This is a genomic window from Enterobacter cloacae complex sp. 302F9 (assembly GCF_050030335.1).
GTDB lineage: Bacteria > Pseudomonadota > Gammaproteobacteria > Enterobacterales > Enterobacteriaceae > Enterobacter > Enterobacter hormaechei_C.
In genome coordinates, this window is the sequence record NZ_JBLGUC010000001.1 from 1,528,868 (window position 1) to 1,546,417 (window position 17,550).

The window sequence follows — 17,550 nt, forward strand, 5'->3', positions numbered from 1 at the left end:
CCTTCTTGTCACCGTTGGATTTTATCTTCGGCATGGTCGTCATCTTTAATCCAAATACTGCTGCTGAAAAGTCCATCTCTGTTAATTCCATCATTTACATTTATTCGCCGTAGCATATGCCCGCAGATGAGATGAAAATTCAAACCTGATCATGTTAAACCCAATGAATCTGTTTTTAGGAAATTGACCAAGTAAATTTTAACCAAGTAATAGAAATGACTTACGAAAGTTCCCACACTGCCAGGACGATTTTATTAGCCATTAGCAATAACGGTTGAAATGAAACTGATGTTCTTGCGCATCCTTTCAGAAACATTTGATGTGCGACAGTTAACCTTATTTCCTGATCTTGATGGTTTTTGTAAAGCGTCCACTGAGCATGTTAAGAGGTGGGATAACGAAAGATGGTGATACATGTATTTTTTTGTCGCCATTTTGCCGCCACTGGGCTTGATGATGCAATATAACCTATTGATTTTAATGTTAATAAAATTCAGGCAACAAAAAACCCATCAACCTTGAACCAAAACGGCGGGGTTGATGGGCTCCACAAATTGGGGACATCAAAGAAAAGCAGTGGCACTAGTTATGACTGCACCCTGCGTAAAAAGTTCTGCGCGTAACGAAAATTTTTTCAGCCACACGCAAACTTGAGATTTATCCGAGTCCTGGCCAGATAATGATGATCAGCGTACCCGCCAGCGTCAGCAGCACGTTGGCGATTGCGTACGTGCCTGCATAGCCCAGCGCCGGGATATTGCTGCGCGCAGTGTCGCTGATGATCTCCATCGCCGGTGCGCAGGTGCGCGCGCCCATCATCGCGCCGAAGAGCAGGGCGCGGTTCATGCGCAGCACGTAGGCGCCGAACAGGAAACAGATCACCACCGGTACCAGGCTGACGATAAGCCCGGAAACCAACATTTGCCAGCCGACCGCGCCCAGGCCGTTGCCAATGCCGCTCCCGGCGCTTAAGCCGACACCCGCCATAAAGACCATCAGACCGAACTCTTTCACCATGTTCAGCGCCCCCTGAGGGATATAGCCGAAGGTGGGATGGTTCGCTCGCAGGAAGCCCAGCATGATCCCGGCGAACAGCAGACCGGCTGCGTTACCAATGCCGAAGCTAAAGTTGCTGAACTGGAAGGTTATCATCCCGATCATCAGGCCGACAATGAAGAAGGCGCAGAAGGCTAACAGGTCCGTCACCTGGCTGTGGATCGAGATAAAGCCGATACGGTCGGCAACGGTTTTAACACGTCGGGCATCGCCGCTGACCTGCAACACATCGCCTTTATTGAGCACCACGTTATCGTCGATAGGCATTTCAATCTGGCTGCGGATCACGCGGTTGAGGAAACAACCGTGGTCGGTCAGCTTCAGCTGTGCCAGACGGCGGCCCACGGCGTTGTGGTTTTTCACCACAATCTCTTCGGTGACGATACGCATATCCAGCAGGTCGCGGTCAAACACCTCTTTCCCGTTGCGGAAGCTCGGATCGAGACGCGCGTGGGCGTCCGGGTAGCCAACAAGGGCGATGTCATCGCCCATCTGGAGCACCGCGTCACCGTCCGGGTTTGCCAGAATGCCGTTACGACGGATACGTTCGATGTAGCAGCCGGTCTGACGGTAGATCCCCAGCTCGCGCAGGTTTTTCCCGTCGGTCCAGGCAACCAGCTCCGGCCCGACGCGGTAGGCGCGGATCACCGGCAGGTAAACTTTACGTTTGGAGTCCGTGTCCAGGCCGCGCTCGCGGGCGATGGTCTGGGCGCTGGTCTGGAGATCCTGATGCTGAAGTTTTGGCAGATAGCGCGCGCCAACAATCAGGCTCACCAGACCAATCAGATAGGTCAGGGCATAGCCCAGGCTCAGGTTGTCCAGCGCGGAGGAAAGCTGCGTGCCTGCCATGCCAGAATGACGAAGCGTATCCCCCGCGCCAACAAGCACCGGCGTGGAGGTCATCGAGCCTGCCAGCATACCGGCCGTTAAGCCGATGTCCCAGCCAAACAGTTTGCCCAGCCCTAACGCAATCAGCAGGGCGCTGCCGACCATCACCAGCGCCAGCATCAGGTAATTTTTGCCGTCTCGGAAGAAAATGGAAAAAAAGTTCGGACCGGCTTCCACGCCTACGCAAAAAATAAACAGCATGAAACCTAAGTTAAGCGCGTCCGTGTTAATACTGAAATGTTGTTGACCTAATAACAGGGAGACGACTAAAACGCCAATGGAATTACCAAGTTGAACTGAACCCAGGCGTAATTTACCCAGACAAAGGCCCAGCGCCAGTACCACAAATAATAACAGGATGTAATTCCCATTTAACAAGTCTGCGACGTTTATATTCACGGAGGCTAACTTCTTGTTTACCAGTAAGTTGTTGAATGAAAGGACTATTTGGGCTACTGTTTTCAGAGTCAGGGAATCACTTTGCATCTCCCTGCTTCCTGATAAATACCCTAAACACTAGCAGTCGGTTAGTTTAATCGTAATAGCTACCGACAGCCACCTATTATCGCACGACTTCTGTGCGTGCTTTGGCAAGGATTGCCGCATTGCTTTATCTGACTGGGCGTCCACCGGACGATTTTTGTATTTGATAGAGATAAGTCAGGAGGATAGTTTGAACTTTAAACGAAACTGGGCTGGCGTAATCAGCTGTTTTTTGCTGTTTACGGTCGTTTGCATGTCGCTCGCTTTTAACGTGAAAGGCGCCTTCAGAGCGTCCGGTCATCCCGAGCTGGGCCTGTTGTTCTTCATCCTGCCGGGGGTAGTCGCTGGTTTTCTCTCGCGTAAAGGCGAGGTGGTGATGCCGCTTATTGGGGCAATGCTTGCGGCCCCGCTCTGCCTGCTTCTGATGCGCGTGCTGTTTCTCTCGTCGAGAAGCGTCTGGCAGGAAGTGGCGTGGCTACTGAGTGGCGTTTTCTGGTGTGCGCTGGGCGCGCTCTGTTTCTTATTTACGCGCAGCCTGCTGCAACAGCGGAAGCACCGTAAATAAAAACGCCCTCAGGGTGAGGGCGTCTTCGCATTACTGAGCCGCAAACAGGCCCAGGTGTTCTTTGGCGTAGGCCTCAAAATCGGTGCAGCCGCCGATGTGTTTCTGATCGAGGAAGATCTGCGGCACGGTTTCAACCGGTTTACCCACGGTTTTTTCCAGATCGGCTTTAGTGATGCCTTCCGCGTGGATATCCACGTAACGGAAGTTGAAATCATCACGTTCTTCAGTCAGTTTCTCTGCCAGCTCTTTCGCGCGTACACAGTAAGGGCATCCTGGACGACCAAAAATTACTGCAAACATTTCTCTCTCCTCAAAAAACAAGCCTGACGGCGAATGGCGCCTATAGTGCACGATAACCTGCCGTCATGGAAAGAAGGTTTCACCTGTCACTTTGATACAGTCAGGCTATGTTTCGCCAATTACATCAGGTGGATCATTGCCTATACTGGCTGCCATACGTTTTACGCAACACAAAGAGAGACAAAATGACGCCAACCATTGACCTGCTTCGTTCCCACCGTTCCATTCGCCATTTCACCGATGAGCCGATTACCCAGGCGCAGCGGGAAGCGATCATCGACAGCGCAAGAGGCACCTCCAGCTCCAGCTTTTTGCAGTGCAGCTCCATTATCCGCATCACCGATCCGGCGATGCGTGAGCAGCTGGTAACGCTGACGGGCGGACAAAAGCACGTTGCCCAGGCGGCTGAGTTCTGGGTGTTCTGCGCCGATTTTAACCGTCATCTGCAAATCTGCCCCGAGGCCGAGCTGGGGCTGGCGGAACAGCTGCTGCTGGGCGTGGTGGATACGGCGCTGATGGCGCAAAACGCGTTCACGGCGGCGGAATCGCTGGGGCTTGGCGGCGTCTATATTGGCGGGCTGCGTAACAACATCGAAAGCGTGACGGAACTGCTGAAGCTGCCGAAACACGTGCTGCCGCTGTTTGGTCTGTGCCTCGGCTGGCCGGCGGATAACCCGGATCTGAAGCCGCGCATTCCTGCTGCGATGCTGGTGCATGAAAACCACTACCAGCCGGTCGACCAAGACGTTCTGCATCAATACGATGAAGAGCTGGCGAACTACTATCTGACGCGCGACAGCAACAACCGCCGCGACACCTGGAGCGACCATATTCGTCGCACCATCATCAAGGAGAACCGCCCGTTCATTCTTGATTACCTGCACAAACAGGGCTGGGCAACGCGGTAGTCCATTCCTCCTGCGCCTCGTGTATGATAGGCAGGCTTTTACCATGTCTTTAGAGAGGTGCAGGGTGAAAATTGCCATATTGTCCCGGGATGGAACGCTCTATTCATGTAAACGCCTGCGAGAAGCGGCGGCGAAACGCGGACATCAGATTGAGATCCTCGATCCGATGTCCTGCTATATGAACATCGACCCTGCGGCATCGTCGATTCATTACAAAGGCCGCAAACTCCCGCATTTTGATGCGGTAATTCCCCGCATTGGCTCCCAGATCACCTATTACGGTACGGCTGCGCTGCGCCAGTTTGAAATGCTGGGAAGCTATCCGCTCAACGAGTCCGTGGCGATCTCCCGCGCCCGCGATAAGCTGCGCTCGCTGCAACTGCTGGCGCGCCAGGGGATCGATCTGCCCGTCACCGGGATTGCCCACTCCCCGGACGACACCAGCGATTTAATCGACATGGTGGGCGGTGCGCCACTGGTCATTAAGCTGGTGGAAGGTACGCAGGGTATTGGGGTGGTACTGGCGGAGACGCGTCAGGCGGCGGAAAGCGTGATCGACGCGTTTCGCGGTCTGAATGCCCATATTCTGGTGCAGGAGTATATTAAAGAGGCCAACGGGTGCGACATCCGCTGCTTTGTGGTGGGCGATGAGGTGGTGGCCGCCATAGAGCGGCAGGCAAAAGAGGGCGACTTCCGCTCTAACCTGCACCGCGGCGGTATCGCGCGGGTGGCCCTTATTAGCGAGCGCGAGCGCGAGATTGCGGTGAAAGCAGCGCAGACGCTGGGCCTGGACGTGGCGGGGGTCGATCTGCTGCGTGCCGGGCGCGGGCCGCTGGTGATGGAAGTCAACGCCTCGCCGGGGCTGGAAGGGGTGGAAAAAACCACAGGCGTCGATATTGCAGGTAAAATGATCGCATGGATTGAACGCCATGCGACGCCGGGATTTTGCCTGAAAACGGGCGGTTAAATGGATCGGCGCGCGCTTTTTGCGTAATCTGGACAACGTTTTTATTTAAGAGGCTGCACAGCGATGGATTTACAGGTCGTACCTACACTGGATACGTTACGTCAATGGCTCGATGATGCCGGTATTACTTTCTTCGAATGCGACTCCTGCCAGGCGCTGCATCTGCCTCACATGCAAAATTTCGATGGCATTTTCGATGCCAAAATCGATCTGATTAACGACGTGATCCTGTTCTCGGCGCTGGCTGAAGTAAAGCCTTCTGCGCTGCTGGCGCTGGCGTCTGATCTGTCAGCGATCAACGCCAGTTCTTTGACGGTGAAAGCGTTTCTCGACATACAGGATGATAATCTGCCAAAGCTGGTGGTTTGCCAGTCTTTATTCTCCGGCGCGGGGCTCTCCTTCAAGCAGTTCGCCTGGTTTATGCGCCTGAGCGAAGAGCAAATTTCCATGGTAATGATGGAAGCCAACGCACATCACCTGCTGTATAGCGCGGAAGATGATGCCGAGAATAATGATGCATCTCCCAATTTTCTCCACTAAGCCTGTCTGACTTTTGCGCAGTCGCTGCCAGAGCGGCTGCATAACACCGTTTTTTCTGCTGCTTTTAACCTTTCTTTAAAGAGTTTTTCACCTCCTCTCCGGCCGTTTCGGCTTATCACGTAGACATAATCTGCATAAAAAATTGATAAAAGGCGTTTTTTCGTCTGGGCTATAGCCGGAGACACGGGCTACAGTTATTCTTGCGGTGCTTAGAAAAGCGAGCGGAACCTGCCGGGAAGAGGGGGGTATTTTATTTCGGGCAGAGCGACAAACTATGCATGATTATTGCATATCTTCAGGCTGCACAGTTTTGGTTCGTTTGTTAACGAACTTTCAGAAGGAATAACAATATGATCGCTTTGAATAAAAAATGGTTATCGGGTCTGGTTGCGGGTGCTCTGATGGCCGTCTCTGCCGGCACGCTCGCTGCGGAACAAAAAACGCTGCACGTCTATAACTGGTCTGACTATATTGCGCCGGACACCGTCGCGAATTTTGAAAAAGAGACCGGCATTAAGGTTGTCTACGACGTATTCGATTCCAACGAAGTGCTGGAAGGCAAACTGATGGCGGGCAGCACCGGTTTCGATCTGGTGGTGCCGTCGGCAAGCTTCCTGGAGCGTCAGCTGACCGCCGGTGTCTTCCAGCCGCTGGACAAGAGCAAATTACCGAACTGGAAGAACCTCGATCCGGACGTGCTGAAGCTGGTGGCGAAGCACGATCCGGAGAATAAATACGCGATGCCTTACCTGTGGGCGACAACCGGTATTGGCTATAACGTGGATAAAGTCAAAGCGGCGCTGGGCCCGGACGTCAAGCTGGACAGCTGGGACGTGGTGCTGAAGCCGGAAAACCTCGAGAAGCTGAAAAGCTGCGGCGTCTCTTTCCTCGATGCGCCGGAAGAGATTTTCGCCACCGTGCTTAACTATCTCGGCAAAGATCCTAACAGCAGCAAGGCCGACGACTACACCGGTCCGGCAACCGACCTGCTACTGAAGCTGCGTCCGAATATTCGCTACTTCCACTCCTCTCAGTACATCAACGACCTGGCTAACGGGGATATCTGCGTGGCCATCGGCTGGGCGGGCGATGTCTGGCAGGCGGCGAACCGCGCGAAAGAGGCCAAAAACGGCGTGAATGTTTCCTACTTCATTCCGAAGGAGGGGGCGCTGGCGTTCTTCGACGTCTTCGCGATGCCGGCTGATGCGAAAAATAAAGAGGAAGCGTATCAATTCCTCAACTACCTGATGCGTCCGGAGGTGATTGCCCACATCAGCGACCATGTCTACTACGCCAACGGTAACAAGGCCTCCGTGCCGCTGGTGAGCGAAGAAATCCGCAATAATCCGGCGATCTATCCGCCAGCCGATGTGTTTGCCAAGCTCTTCACCCTGAAAGTGCAGGAACCGAAAATTGACCGTGTGCGTACCCGCGCGTGGACCAAGGTGAAAAGCGGTAAGTAACGGCGTTTGATATCGTTGCCCGGTGGCGCTGTCGCTTACCGGGCCGACAAATCCCGTAGGCCGGGCAAGCGTTAGCGCCGCCCGGCGATGCGCACCCTGACGGTGCGTTTGCACCAGTGTTGATCTATGCCGGAGAACACCCCGTGAATGACGCGATCCCCCGCCCGCAGGCGAAAGTCCGTAAAGCGCTGACCCCGCTTCTTGAAATTCGTAACCTCACCAAATCCTTCGACGGCCAGCATGCCGTGGACGATGTCAGCCTGACGATCTACAAAGGTGAAATTTTTGCTTTACTCGGCGCATCGGGCTGCGGCAAATCCACACTGCTGCGTATGCTGGCAGGCTTTGAACAGCCTACCGCCGGGCAGATCGTGCTGGATGGGGTAGACCTCTCCAGCGTGCCGCCGTACCAGCGGCCCATAAACATGATGTTCCAGTCCTATGCCCTGTTCCCGCACATGACCGTTGAGCAGAACATCGCCTTCGGCCTGAAGCAGGACAAACTGCCGAAAGCCGAAATCACCGCGCGCGTGGCAGAGATGCTGAGCCTGGTGCATATGCAGGAGTTTGCGAAGCGTAAGCCGCATCAGCTTTCCGGCGGCCAGCGTCAGCGCGTGGCGCTGGCAAGAAGTCTGGCGAAGCGTCCAAAATTATTACTGCTCGACGAGCCGATGGGCGCGCTGGATAAAAAGCTGCGCGACCGGATGCAGCTGGAAGTGGTGGATATCCTCGAGCGCGTGGGGGTGACCTGCGTGATGGTGACTCATGACCAGGAAGAGGCGATGACCATGGCCGGGCGCATTGCGATCATGAATCGCGGTAAGTTCGTGCAGATCGGCGAGCCGGAAGAGATCTATGAACACCCGACAACCCGCTACAGCGCGGAGTTCATCGGCTCGGTAAACGTCTTCGAAGGGCTACTGAAGGAACGCCAGGACGACGGTCTGGTGATTGAATCGCCGGGGCTGGTGCACCCGCTGAAGGTTGATTCTGATAACTCCGTGGTGGACAACGTGCCGGTTTACGTTGCCCTGCGCCCGGAAAAAATCATGCTTTACGATGAGCCGCCCGCCGATGGCTATAACTTTGCCGTGGGCGAAGTGGTGCACATTGCCTATCTCGGCGATCTGTCGATTTACCATGTGCGCCTGAAAAGCGGCCAGATGCTCAGCGCCCAGTTACAGAACGAACACCGGTATCGCAAGGGGCAGCCAACCTGGGGCGACGAAGTGAGCCTCTGCTGGGATGCGGACAGTTGCGTAGTCCTGACGGTATAAGGAGCGGTCATGAGCACACTTGAACCTCCAGCCCGCGTCAAAAAACCGGGCGGTTTCGCGCTCTGGCTGGCGCGCATGCAGATGGCGCATGGCCGCAAGCTGGTCATCGCCATGCCCTATATCTGGCTGATCCTGCTGTTTCTGCTGCCGTTCCTGATCGTCTTTAAGATCAGCCTGGCGGAGATGGCGCGGGCGATCCCACCGTATACCGATCTGTGGGAGTGGGCCGACGGGCAGCTGACGCTGACCTTAAACCTCGGTAATTTCCTGCAACTGACCGACGATCCGCTCTATTTCGAAGCCTATTTGCAGTCGTTACAGGTTGCGGCTATTTCTACGATTTGCTGCTTGTTGATGGGCTACCCGCTGGCGTGGGCAGTGGCGCACAGCAAGCCGTCGACGCGAAATATTTTACTGCTGTTGGTCATTTTACCGTCGTGGACGTCGTTCCTGATCCGCGTGTACGCGTGGATGGGGATCCTGAAGAATAACGGCATACTGAATAACTTCCTGCTGTGGCTTGGGGTCATCGACCAGCCGCTGACGATCCTGCACACCAACCTTGCGGTGTATATCGGGATTGTCTATGCCTATCTGCCGTTTATGGTGCTGCCAATCTATACGGCGCTGACGCGAATCGATTACTCGCTGGTGGAAGCCTCGCTGGATCTCGGCGCACGCCCGTTGAAGACTTTCTTCAGCGTCATTGTGCCGCTCACCAAAGGCGGGATCATCGCCGGATCGATGCTGGTATTTATCCCGGCGGTCGGGGAGTTTGTGATCCCGGAACTGCTCGGTGGCCCGGACAGCATCATGATTGGCCGCGTGCTGTGGCAGGAGTTTTTCAATAACCGCGACTGGCCGGTGGCCTCGGCGGTGGCGATCGTCATGTTACTGCTGCTGATCGTGCCGATCATGTGGTTCCACAAACATCAGCAGAAACAGATGGGAGACCACGGATGAACAACTTACCGGTAGTACGCTCCCCGTGGCGAATTGCGATCCTGATTATCGGCTTTACCTTCCTGTATGCGCCGATGCTGATGCTGGTGATCTACTCGTTCAACAGCTCTAAGCTGGTCACCGTCTGGGCGGGCTGGTCCACGCGCTGGTACAGCGAGCTGTTCCACGATGATGCGATGATGAGCGCGGTGGGGCTGAGCCTGACCATTGCGGCGCTGGCGGCGACGATGGCCTGCGTGCTGGGCACTATCGCCGCGCTGGTGATGGTGCGCTTTGGCCGTTTCCGCGGGGCGAATGGTTTCGCGTTTATGATCACCGCCCCGCTGGTTATGCCGGACGTCATCACCGGCCTGTCGCTACTGCTGCTGTTTGTCGCGCTGGCGCACGCCATCGGCTGGCCAGCGGATCGCGGGATGCTCACCATCTGGCTGGCACATGTCACCTTCTGTACGGCGTATGTGGCGGTGGTGATCTCCTCGCGGCTGCGCGAGCTGGATCGCTCCATTGAAGAGGCGGCGATGGATCTCGGCGCAACGCCGCTGAAGGTCTTTTTCATCATCACGCTGCCGATGATTATGCCGGCGGTGATCTCCGGCTGGCTGCTGGCGTTCACGCTCTCGCTCGACGATCTGGTTATCGCCAGCTTTGTGTCGGGGCCGGGCGCGACGACGCTGCCGATGCTGGTCTTCTCCAGCGTGCGGATGGGGGTGAATCCGGAGATCAACGCCCTGGCGTCCATCATCCTTGGCGTGGTCGGAATTGTCGGATTTATCGCCTGGTATTTGATGGCGCGCGCGGAAAAACAGCGTGTGCGCGATATCCAGCGTGCAAGACGCGGCTGAAGGAATTACTATTTCCAGTGATGTGCCGCGTATGACGCGGCACTGTTTTTCAGGGAAGTAAAAACATTGGGATTCTTACAAAAAACACGTCATTCGCACGCTCGTCCGAACGTCCCTGCACTGGTGCAGGTGGCGGCGCTCGCCATTATTATGATCCGCTGCCTGGATGTGCTGATGATAATGAACACGCTGGGTCCGCGCGGAATGGGGGAATTTATTCACCGCAGCGCGCAGACGTGGAATCTGACGCTGGTGTTTCTCAGCAGCCTGATGCTGGTGTTTATTGAGATCTACTGTGCGTTCTCGCTGGTGAAAGGACGTAACTGGGCGCGCTGGGTGTATCTGCTTACGCAGATCACCGCCGCAGGCTACCTGTGGGCCGCCTCGCTGGGCTATGGCTATCCGGAGCTGTTCAGCATACCCGGTGAGTCGCGACGCGAGATTTTCCATTCACTGGTGATGCAAAAACTGCCGGATATGCTGGTGCTCTGCCTGCTTTATCTCCCGGCTTCCAGTCGGCGGTTCTTCCGCCTGCAATAATGTGTATAATCGCAGCCCTCGTGTTTCTTAAGGTTTTCATATGCAGTGCGCACTCTATGACGCCGGACGCTGCCGCTCCTGTCAGTGGATAGAACAGCCGGTCTCTCAACAACTCACCGCCAAAATGGCCGACCTGCAACAGCTGCTGACAGCACATGCGGTGGGCGAGTGGTGCGCACCCGTCAGTGGCCCGGAACAGGGCTTTCGCAATAAAGCCAAAATGGTGGTCAGCGGCAGCGTTGAAAAGCCGCTGCTGGGGATGCTGCACCGCGACGGCACGCCGGAAGATTTAACCGACTGCCCGCTATATCCCGCCTCGTTTGAGCCGGTGTTTAGCGCGCTGAAACCGTTTATCGCCCGGGCGGGGTTAACGCCCTATAACGTTGCCCGCAGGCGCGGCGAGCTGAAATACCTTTTGCTGACCGAAAGCCAGATCGACGGCGGGATGATGCTGCGCTTTGTGCTGCGTTCGGAAAACAAGCTGGAGCAGCTGCGCGCGGCGCTTCCGGGGTTGCAGGAACAGCTTCCGCAGCTCAAGGTTATCACCGCGAATATTCAGCCGGTGCATATGGCGATCATGGAAGGGGAGAAAGAGATTTTCTTCACCGAACAGCATGCGCTGGCTGAAAACTTCAACGGCGTGCCGCTGTGGATCCGTCCGCAAAGCTTCTTCCAGACTAACCCCACCGTCGCCAGCGCGCTGTACGCCACCGCGCGCGACTGGGTGCGTGCGTTACAGGTTCATCACATGTGGGATCTGTTCTGCGGCGTCGGCGGCTTTGGCCTGCACTGTGCCACGCCAGACATGCAGCTCACCGGAATTGAGATCTCCGCCGAAGCGATTGCCTGCGCGAAGCAGTCCGCCGCAGAGCTGGGGCTGACGAATCTGCACTTCCAGGCGCTGGACTCGACCCGGTTCGCCACCGGACAGGGCAACGTGCCGGAGCTGGTGCTGGTGAACCCGCCGCGCCGGGGTATCGGCCAGGCGCTCTGCGACTACCTGAGCCAGATGGCGCCGGAGTACATTGTCTACTCCAGCTGTAACGCGCAGACCATGGCGAAGGATATCGCCAGCCTGCCGGGCTACCGCATTGCGCGCGTTCAGCTTTTCGATATGTTCCCCCATACCGCCCATTATGAAGTGCTGACGTTGTTGGTGAAAACGCGCTAATCCTCAACATCGCCCGGTGGCGCTGCGCTTACCGGGCCTACGATCCGGAGTAGGCCGGGTAAGGCGTAGCCGCCACCCGGCTTTGTTTGCTCAACCCAGTAATGCGACTCCCGTCTCTGTTTTAAGCCAGCGTGGCGCTTTCAACTGGTCGGCAAAATAGCCTGTCAGCTCACGTTGTTAACCAAAGCGCAGGCCGGGTAAGGCGAAGCCGCCACCCGGCATAAACCCCGCACAATGTTCAACAAAATGTGAACTCTTCCCCCGCTCGAAATCAGGTAAGCTTACGTCATAACAAATGATTGAAGGCTTACCCATGAAGCAGATCCTGCTGGTAGAAGATGACCACGATATCGCGGCACTCCTGCGTCTTAATCTGGAAGATGAAGGCTACGCCATTACCCACGAGCCCGACGGGGGCAACGCCTTACAGCGTCTTGAAACACAGCCGTGGGACGCGGTGATCCTCGATCTGATGCTGCCGAATGTCGATGGTCTGGAGATTTGCCGCCGTATCCGCCAGATGACCCGCTACCTGCCCATTATCATCATTAGCGCCCGCAGCAGTGAAACTGACCGTATTACCGGCCTGGAAACCGGGGCGGATGATTATCTGGCAAAACCTTTCTCGGTGCAGGAGCTGATTGCCCGCATTAAGGCGCTGTTTCGCCGTCAGCAGGCGATGGGCCAGGCGCAGACGGACGGCATTATTCAGGCGCACGGACTGACTATCGATCCGCTGGCGCGCACCGTGCGCCTTAACGGCCAACACGTCGATCTCACCCCGCGCGAATTTGAACTGCTCTATTTCTTTGCCCGCCATCCCGGAGAGGTCTTTTCGCGGCTGGCACTGCTGGAGCAGGTATGGGGGTATCAGCACGAAGGCTACGAACACACCGTCAATACCCACATTAACCGCCTGCGCATTAAAATAGAGAAAGATGCCGCCGAGCCGGAGATCGTTCGCACCGTCTGGGGCAAAGGCTACAAATTTGCGGAGCAGAATCATGATGCGTCGCTTTAGCCTGAGCCAGCGCCTGACGCTGCTGTTTACGGCGTTACTGCTGCTCTGCGCCACCGTCGCCTGTGCGGTGCAGCTCTACAGTAGCATGCAGTACGGCAATGCGATGGTGCAGCGGCTCTCCGGCGGGCTGGCGCAGCAGATTGTGCAGCGGGAAGCGATTCTGGATGCGCAGGGCAGGGTGGATCGCAGCGCCTTAAAACCGCTGTTCGACCGGCTGATGACCTTTAATCCGAGCGTCGAGCTGTATGTTGTCTCGCCAGATGGCGATATCCTGGCCGATGCCGCCCCGCCGGGGCACATTCAGCGGCAAAAAATTGACCTCGCGCCGATACAGAATTTCCTCAGCGGGACGGTGATGCCGGTGTTTGGCGACGATCCCCGAAGCCAGAATAAGAAAGTCTTCAGCGCCACCCCGCTGCGGCAGGACGGTGAGCTGAAGGGGTATCTGTACATTATTTTGCAGGGGGAGGAGTCCAACGCGCTGGCGGAGATGGCCTGGCACAAAGCGCTCTGGAGTACGGCGCTGTGGTCGATGCTGCTGGTGGCGCTGTTTGGTCTGCTGGCGGGGGTGCTGCTCTGGTACTGGGTGACGCGCCCGGTTAAAGAGCTCACGCTGGACGTGGCCGGGCTGGAGCAGGACAGCATCAGCGCGATTAAGCAGCTGGCGGCCCAGCCGCTTGAGCCTGCCGGCCAGGATGAAGTGGCGATCCTGCGCAATACCTTTATCGAGCTGGCGCGCAAAATCACCTCTCAGTGGGATCGGCTGGCCGACAGCGACCGCCAGCGCCGGGAGTTTATCGCCAACATTTCGCACGACTTACGCACCCCGCTGACGTCGCTGCTGGGTTATCTGGAAACGCTGTCGCTGAAATCCGCAACGCTGTCGCCGCAGGAGCATCAGCAGTACCTCGCTACCGCGCTGCGTCAGGGGCAAAAGGTACGCCATCTGTCGCAGCAGCTGTTCGAGCTGGCGCGTCTTGAGCACGGCGGCATCAAGCCCCAGCGCGAGCGTTTTGCCATGGCTGAACTGATTTCCGACGTGGCGCAAAAGTTTGAACTCGCTGCCCGCACGCGTGAGTTAAATCTGCACATTGACGTCCCGGGTCCGCTGCCGCAGGTGTTGGCCGATGTTTCCATGATTGAACGGGTGGTGACGAATCTGCTGGATAATGCGATACGCCATACCCCAGCAGGTGGAGACATTCGTCTGGCGGTGTGGCAGGAGAACGACCGGTTACAGGTTGAAGTGGCCGACAGCGGAACGGGTGTTGATGCCGCATTACGGGACGATCTGTTCCAGCGTCCGTCAGCGTTAAATCCACAGGCCTCGCGGGAGCACCGGGGCGGGTTAGGGCTGTTAATCGTGAAAAGAATGCTGGAGCTGCACGGCGGGGGGATCAGGCTGATGGAGTCCGTGAGCGGGGCGCGGTTCAGGTTCTTTGTGCCGCTTTAAGAAATTGCCGGGTGGCGGCTTCGCCTTACCCGGCCTACAGACCACCCCCGTAGGCCAGGTCACCCGGCAAAAAAGGTTATTGCGGGAACCACTGCTCGCTGATTTTCTGGTATGTGCCGTCAGCTTTGATCGCTTTCAGCGCGCCGTTCAGTTTCTCAAGCAGAGCCTTGTTATCCGGACGCACGGCAATACCGAGGCCAGTGCCGAAATACTGCGGATCGGTCACTTTCTCCGTCGCTGTACCCAGCTGCGGGTTGGTTTTCAGCCACTCATTCACGACCGCGGTGTCGCCAAATACGCCATCAATACGGCCATTTTTCAGGTCGATAATGGCGTTCTGGTAGCTGTCGTAGGCCACGGTTTTCACTTCAGGATGCTTGTCCTGGAGGTATTTCTGGTGCGTGGTGCCGTTCTCCATGCCGATGCGTTTGCCTTTCAGCTCGTCGAAAGATTTATAAGCCCCTTTCTTCGCAATCACCACCGCAGAGTTCGCGTAGTACGGGTCGGTGAACGCGACCTGCTTGCTGCGCTCTGGCGTGATGTCCATGCCGGAGATCACCGCGTCGTACTTTTTAAATTTCAGGGACGGGATCAGGCTGTCAAATGCGTGGTTAGTAAAGGTGCAGTCGGCCTGCATCTGCTTGCACAGCGCTTTCGCCAGGTCGATGTCGAAGCCGACGATCTGGTTGCCGGCATCCAGCGATTCAAACGGCGGATAGGTGGCAGAAACGCCGAAATTGATTTTATCGGCGGCGGATGCGCCAGCGGCGAAGGTTGCGAGGAATGCGGCCAGAACTAACTTTTTCATTGTAATGCTCCCGTCTGTCAATCTTGTCATTATGCGCCGTGTCTGCGGCATGGATGTACAATGCCACTCAATGAATTTATATGCAATAAATATGATTAAATATTATTTAATGCATAAAAAAATGCGGGTAACCCATCAGGTTACCCGCACTACGAAAACAGCTTTATGCATTAAGTCGATTAATTTTTGCGCTCAAACGCCAGCGCCTTACGCTCGATAAGACGCATCATCAGGGTCAGCAGACCGTTGACCACCAGATAGACCAGACCCGCCGCACCGAACACCATCACGTCGTAGGTGCGTCCGTACAGCAGCTGTCCGTGGCCCATCACTTCCATCAGGGTGATGGTGTAGGCCAGAGAGGTACTTTTGAACACCAGCACGACTTCGTTGGAATAGGAAGAGAGGGCGCGCTTAAAGGCATAAGGCAGCAGGATCGCCAGCGTATCCTTCTTGCTCATGCCCAGCGCCCCGCAGGACTGCCACTGGCCTTCCGGGATCGCGCGAATGGCGCCGTAGAACAGCTGCGTGGTATAGGCCGCGCTGTTCAGGGAGAGGGCAATCAGGGCGCACAGCCATGGCTCAGAGAGCAGATGCCAGATAACCGGATATTCCTGTAACGACGGGAACTGGCCCGGGCCGTAGTAAATCAGGAAGATCTGCACCAGCAGCGGCGTTCCGGTGAAGAGCGTAATGTAGCCACGTACAATCCACACCAGCACCGGCGTTTTCAGCGTCAGGACGATGGTGAAGATCAGCGCCAGGATCAGCGCCACGATGATAGACGCGACGGTCAGCGTCAGGCTGGTGTGCAGCCCTTTCATCAGTTCGGGTAAATAATCCAGCATCAGCCTGGTCTCCGTTCAAAACGCGTTGCGCGCAGATCAATACGCTTCAGAACGTACTGGCTCAGCAACGTGATCACCAGGTAGATAGCCGCCGCGACGATGTACCAGGTAAACGGCTCCTGCGTACGGGTGGCGATACTTTTGGTTTGCAACATCAAATCGTTCACGCTGATCAGGCTCACCAGCGCGGTATCTTTCAGCAGTACCAGCCACTGGTTACCCAGCCCTGGCAGGGCATGACGCCACATCTGCGGCATCACCAGGCGGAAGAAGATCGCCGCTTTCGACAGACCCAGCGCCTGGCCGGATTCCCATTGACCCTGCGGTACCGCTTTCAGCGCGCCGCGCAGCGTTTGTGACGCATAGGCCGAATAGAGCAGGGAGAGCGCAATCACGCCGCACAGGAACGGGCTGACGTCGAAGTTCTCAATCTGCATCTGCACCGGGATCTGCGCAAAGCCGAGATTAATCGTGAAGCCGTCCGACAGCGTTAACAGCAGCTGTGAGGAGCCGAAATAGATAAACAGGACCACCAGAATTTCCGGCAGTCCACGCAGCACAGTCACCAGCGCTGAACCGAGCCATGCGACAGGGCGCCACTTAACGGACTCCCACACCGCAAAGAACATCGCCAGTACGAGGCCGATAATCAGTGCACAAACGGCAAGGCCGACGGTCATCCCGGCGGCGCTTGCTAAAGGAAAAATTTCATTCATCAGGAATTACTTCTGGAACCATTTTTTGTAGATGGTTTCGTAGGTGCCGTCTTTCTTCACTTTTTCCAGCGCAGCGTTGAATTTCTGCTGCAACTCGGTATTGCCCTGACGTACGGCAATACCCAGACCTGTACCGAAGTAGTCTTTATCGGTCACCTTGTCACCCACGGCGGCCAGCTTGTCGTTCGCTTTCAGCCAATCGGTCACGACAGCCGTGTCCCCGAACACCGCATCGATACGACCGTTTTGCAGGTCCAGCTTCGCATTCTGGTAGCTGTCATACGGCACGGTGGTGATTTCCGGATGCTTATCCATGATGAATTTCTGGTGCGTGGTGCCGTTCTGCACGCCGACTTTCTTGCCTTTCAGCAGGTCAACGGAGGCGTATTTACCTTTCTGACCGATGAACAGGGCCGAGTTGTCATAGTAAGGGGTGGTGAACAGAACCTGCTTTTCACGCTCCGGAGTGATGTCCATTCCGGCCATTACGGCGTCGATACGGCGGAACTTCAGGCTTGGGATCAGGCTGTCGAACGCCTGGTTGCTGAAGGTACAGGTCGCGTCGATCTCTTTACACAGGGCGTTTGCCAGGTCCACGTCGAAGCCAACAATCTTGTTGTTCGCATCAATGGATTCAAACGGAGGGTAGGACGCTTCAGTGGCGAAACGGATGGTCTGGGCTGCGGTAGCGGAAAGGCTGACGCTAGCAAGCAGCGCGGCAATCAATACTTTTTTCATTAT

General features: G+C 56.1%; 18 protein-coding genes. 12 read left to right on the top strand and 6 right to left on the bottom strand.

The window, feature by feature from the left end:
* Positions 1–657: 657 nt before the first annotated feature.
* Positions 658–2,343 (bottom strand): aspartate:alanine antiporter, encoded by a 1,686-nt coding sequence (locus ACQG0T_RS07200; protein ID WP_026080732.1) that lies wholly within the window; start codon positions 2,341–2,343, stop codon positions 658–660.
* Between the two features lie 274 nt (positions 2,344–2,617).
* On the opposite strand from ACQG0T_RS07200, the gene ACQG0T_RS07205 reads away from it, so the two are divergent.
* A complete protein-coding gene (locus ACQG0T_RS07205) occupies positions 2,618–2,992 on the top strand; it encodes an inner membrane protein YbjM (RefSeq protein WP_017384878.1) in 375 nt (124 codons plus the stop codon).
* Positions 2,993–3,022: 30 nt separating this feature from the next.
* Here ACQG0T_RS07205 and ACQG0T_RS07210 read toward each other — a convergent pair whose 3' ends face one another.
* Positions 3,023–3,292: a GrxA family glutaredoxin gene (locus tag ACQG0T_RS07210; RefSeq protein WP_006809455.1), complete on the bottom strand. Its 270-nt coding sequence runs from the start codon at positions 3,290–3,292 to the stop codon at positions 3,023–3,025.
* A 185-nt stretch (positions 3,293–3,477) separates the two neighbouring features.
* Here ACQG0T_RS07210 and nfsA point away from each other — a divergent pair, with 185 nt between their 5' ends.
* The 11 genes from nfsA to ACQG0T_RS07265 all read left to right on the top strand — a co-directional run bounded on the left by nfsA (position 3,478) and on the right by ACQG0T_RS07265 (position 14,437).
* Positions 3,478–4,200 (top strand): nitroreductase NfsA, encoded by a 723-nt coding sequence (nfsA, locus tag ACQG0T_RS07215; protein WP_015571015.1) that lies wholly within the window; start codon positions 3,478–3,480, stop codon positions 4,198–4,200.
* A gap of 64 nt (positions 4,201–4,264) precedes the next feature.
* A complete protein-coding gene (gene rimK / locus ACQG0T_RS07220; protein WP_017693733.1) occupies positions 4,265–5,167 on the top strand; it encodes a 30S ribosomal protein S6--L-glutamate ligase in 903 nt (300 codons plus the stop codon).
* A 63-nt stretch (positions 5,168–5,230) separates the two neighbouring features.
* Positions 5,231–5,707, top strand: a complete 477-nt coding sequence (locus ACQG0T_RS07225) for a YbjN domain-containing protein (protein WP_003858385.1) — start codon at positions 5,231–5,233, stop codon at positions 5,705–5,707.
* A 350-nt stretch (positions 5,708–6,057) separates the two neighbouring features.
* Positions 6,058–7,170, top strand: a complete 1,113-nt coding sequence (gene potF, locus ACQG0T_RS07230) for a spermidine/putrescine ABC transporter substrate-binding protein PotF (RefSeq protein WP_015571013.1) — start codon at positions 6,058–6,060, stop codon at positions 7,168–7,170.
* 143 nt (positions 7,171–7,313) lie between these two features.
* Complete coding sequence (gene potG, locus ACQG0T_RS07235; protein ID WP_271040646.1) at positions 7,314–8,447, top strand: putrescine ABC transporter ATP-binding subunit PotG; 1,134 nt, start codon at positions 7,314–7,316, stop codon at positions 8,445–8,447.
* Between the two features lie 9 nt (positions 8,448–8,456).
* Positions 8,457–9,410 (top strand): putrescine ABC transporter permease PotH, encoded by a 954-nt coding sequence (gene potH / locus ACQG0T_RS07240; protein ID WP_017693731.1) that lies wholly within the window; start codon positions 8,457–8,459, stop codon positions 9,408–9,410.
* Positions 9,407–10,252 carry a putrescine ABC transporter permease PotI gene (gene potI / locus ACQG0T_RS07245; protein ID WP_003858378.1) on the top strand — a complete coding sequence of 282 codons (846 nt, stop codon included), beginning with the start codon at positions 9,407–9,409 and terminating at the stop codon, positions 10,250–10,252. The genes potH and potI overlap by 4 nt, the downstream gene beginning before the upstream one ends.
* A 42-nt stretch (positions 10,253–10,294) precedes the next feature.
* A complete protein-coding gene (locus ACQG0T_RS07250) occupies positions 10,295–10,792 on the top strand; it encodes a YbjO family protein (RefSeq protein ID WP_085929694.1) in 498 nt (165 codons plus the stop codon).
* Positions 10,793–10,832: 40 nt separating this feature from the next.
* The gene (gene rlmC / locus ACQG0T_RS07255) at positions 10,833–11,963 is read left to right on the top strand and encodes a 23S rRNA (uracil(747)-C(5))-methyltransferase RlmC (protein ID WP_049017655.1); all 1,131 of its coding nucleotides are present in this window, start codon (positions 10,833–10,835) and stop codon (positions 11,961–11,963) included.
* Positions 11,964–12,276: 313 nt separating this feature from the next.
* A complete protein-coding gene (locus ACQG0T_RS07260; RefSeq protein WP_022650690.1) occupies positions 12,277–12,984 on the top strand; it encodes a response regulator transcription factor in 708 nt (235 codons plus the stop codon).
* Positions 12,968–14,437 (top strand): sensor histidine kinase, encoded by a 1,470-nt coding sequence (locus tag ACQG0T_RS07265; RefSeq protein ID WP_045349277.1) that lies wholly within the window; start codon positions 12,968–12,970, stop codon positions 14,435–14,437. The genes ACQG0T_RS07260 and ACQG0T_RS07265 overlap by 17 nt, the downstream gene beginning before the upstream one ends.
* Before the next feature lie 76 nt (positions 14,438–14,513).
* Here ACQG0T_RS07265 and artJ read toward each other — a convergent pair whose 3' ends face one another.
* From artJ to artI, 4 genes are all read right to left on the bottom strand, one after another.
* A complete protein-coding gene (gene artJ, locus ACQG0T_RS07270; protein WP_047637463.1) occupies positions 14,514–15,245 on the bottom strand; it encodes an arginine ABC transporter substrate-binding protein ArtJ in 732 nt (243 codons plus the stop codon).
* 179 nt (positions 15,246–15,424) lie between these two features.
* Positions 15,425–16,093, bottom strand: coding sequence for an arginine ABC transporter permease ArtM (gene artM / locus ACQG0T_RS07275; RefSeq protein WP_199129803.1), 669 nt, complete (start codon positions 16,091–16,093; stop codon positions 15,425–15,427).
* Positions 16,093–16,809, bottom strand: coding sequence for an arginine ABC transporter permease ArtQ (gene artQ / locus ACQG0T_RS07280; RefSeq protein ID WP_003858367.1), 717 nt, complete (start codon positions 16,807–16,809; stop codon positions 16,093–16,095). Before artQ ends, artM begins: the two co-directional genes overlap by 1 nt.
* A gap of 6 nt (positions 16,810–16,815) precedes the next feature.
* Positions 16,816–17,547, bottom strand: a complete 732-nt coding sequence (gene artI / locus ACQG0T_RS07285; protein ID WP_047727441.1) for an arginine ABC transporter substrate-binding protein ArtI — start codon at positions 17,545–17,547, stop codon at positions 16,816–16,818.
* Positions 17,548–17,550 lie beyond the last annotated feature (3 nt).

Coding starts and splice junctions, on each gene's coding strand:
- ACQG0T_RS07260 (WP_022650690.1), top strand. CDS start 12,277: ATGAAGCAGATCCTGCTGGTAGAAGATGACCACGATATCGCGGCACTC.
- potI (WP_003858378.1), top strand. CDS start 9,407: ATGAACAACTTACCGGTAGTACGCTCCCCGTGGCGAATTGCGATCCTG.
- ACQG0T_RS07265 (WP_045349277.1), top strand. CDS start 12,968: ATGATGCGTCGCTTTAGCCTGAGCCAGCGCCTGACGCTGCTGTTTACG.
- ACQG0T_RS07225 (WP_003858385.1), top strand. CDS start 5,231: ATGGATTTACAGGTCGTACCTACACTGGATACGTTACGTCAATGGCTC.
- artI (WP_047727441.1), bottom strand. CDS start 17,547: ATGAAAAAAGTATTGATTGCCGCGCTGCTTGCTAGCGTCAGCCTTTCC.
- artJ (WP_047637463.1), bottom strand. CDS start 15,245: ATGAAAAAGTTAGTTCTGGCCGCATTCCTCGCAACCTTCGCCGCTGGC.
- potH (WP_017693731.1), top strand. CDS start 8,457: ATGAGCACACTTGAACCTCCAGCCCGCGTCAAAAAACCGGGCGGTTTC.
- artM (WP_199129803.1), bottom strand. CDS start 16,093: ATGCTGGATTATTTACCCGAACTGATGAAAGGGCTGCACACCAGCCTG.
- rlmC (WP_049017655.1), top strand. CDS start 10,833: ATGCAGTGCGCACTCTATGACGCCGGACGCTGCCGCTCCTGTCAGTGG.
- ACQG0T_RS07210 (WP_006809455.1), bottom strand. CDS start 3,292: ATGTTTGCAGTAATTTTTGGTCGTCCAGGATGCCCTTACTGTGTACGC.
- potF (WP_015571013.1), top strand. CDS start 6,058: ATGATCGCTTTGAATAAAAAATGGTTATCGGGTCTGGTTGCGGGTGCT.
- nfsA (WP_015571015.1), top strand. CDS start 3,478: ATGACGCCAACCATTGACCTGCTTCGTTCCCACCGTTCCATTCGCCAT.
- artQ (WP_003858367.1), bottom strand. CDS start 16,809: ATGAATGAAATTTTTCCTTTAGCAAGCGCCGCCGGGATGACCGTCGGC.